This window comes from Exiguobacterium sp. s128, assembly GCF_018618815.1.
GTDB classification, from domain to species: domain Bacteria; phylum Bacillota; class Bacilli; order Exiguobacteriales; family Exiguobacteriaceae; genus Exiguobacterium_A; species Exiguobacterium_A antarcticum.
On the sequence record NZ_JACSMT010000092.1, the window covers coordinates 1 to 1603 of the forward strand.

The window sequence follows — 1603 nt, forward strand, 5'->3', positions numbered from 1 at the left end:
CCATAGATGTCAACTTAAGAAAATGACTAACTTCTTTTGAAAGATGGTATGGAATACTAACCCTACGAGAGGAGTTTTTTATATGCCAGTCCGAGAGAAATTCGATTTCCTCGACCAATTATTTACGTTTTTAGAACCAACTAAGATCAATCAGTTGGCGAAAGAGACCGGATTTATACAACGGAAACGGAAATTGGATGCGAATGACTTCTTATCACTGCTCTTCGGGATTCACGGAAATCTCGTCGATCACAGCCTTCAAGAATTGAGCACGAAGTGCGCCGTGAATCAAGAAATCGAGATTAGTCGTGCCGCACTTGACAAAAAATTCACCAAGGCTGCCGTATTATTTCTCCAACGACTGGTGAGCGAGTTACTCGATACAGAACGAATACTTTCACTCACACGTCATCCGCTCAGTGAAGACTGGCCGTTCACCACCCTTCGGGTATTAGATGGTACGCATGATGCGGTTCCTGATTTGATGCTGAAAAAAGTACAAAAGACTCGGCAGACTTCGGTCAAAATCCAACATGAATACGATCTATTGACTGGACGCGCTACATTTTTACGTATTGATCTTCAGAACGTCAATGACACTATCAGCGGTGCGCAACGAATCCCATTTTTGAGTGCGAACGAGTTGTGTCTTCAGGATCTTGGATATTTTCATTTAAAATCGTTCGAAAGTATTCGAGAAAAAGAGAGTTACTTTCTGACACGCTTTCGGAGTGACGCCTATTTAGCTGTCGTCAATCCTTCTCCAAAGTATCACCCGAATGGTAAGAAAGTGGAAAGTAGTCGATATCTACGCGTTGATCTTGTCGCACTCAGTCGCGCGATGGATCCGAATGAAATCATAGAACTAGAGGAAGTTTATTTCGGAAGGGATTCACATTTTCAGGCACGTTGTATCCTGTTCCATCAGGACCAGGATCAGAAAGAAAAACGGCTCCTCAAAATTGAGCGACGAGCTAGTCGAAGTCGAACGCCAATGAGACCGATTGTCCGTGATTTAGCAGGGACTACTGGGTACATGACCAACCTACCGGATTCTATTTCACCAAAACAGCTCGTCGAGCTGTATCGATTACGTTGGCAAATCGAATGGGAGTTCCGTACGCTGAAGTCCTTTCTAGGACTGGATCACTTTCGACTGATGAAACAAGAGCGATGGCTCTGTCATGTATATGGAACGTTATTAATTTTTCTCCTCAGTCAACTCATGGCTTGCCAGCTTCGTAACGCTATTTGGGAAGAAGAGAAAAAAGAAATCAGTGAAGCAATTGCAATCCGGTGCTTCGCTTGTCACTTCATTCCAAAAATGTATGAGGCACTTCGACAAAAAAAGACGCCACAGGCGTTCATCCCATTGATCACTCGTCTATTGACAAGGACTGCGCGAAAGCCGAATTCCGCTATGGGGACCGCCATGAAGCGTCTTCAATTCAAGTAGCACATGGATCAGTTAAATCCCCAAAAAAGAGAGGCTTTTTTGGGGTGCTTACAATTATCTTTTCCGCTAATCATCCGAATGAAACGCATCAGGAATAAAAAATGAGAGCTTTCTCAACTCATCTTTTGGCTAAGTTGACATCTATGG

1 protein-coding gene is annotated in these 1603 nt (G+C 43.5%); it reads left to right on the plus strand.

Features of this window, described 5'->3' with window-relative positions; translation table 11 throughout:
- Positions 1 to 82: 82 nt before the first annotated feature.
- Positions 83 to 1456, plus strand: coding sequence for an IS4 family transposase (locus tag KNQ13_RS15675; protein WP_026830651.1), 1374 nt, complete (start codon positions 83 to 85; stop codon positions 1454 to 1456).
- Positions 1457 to 1603 lie beyond the last annotated feature (147 nt).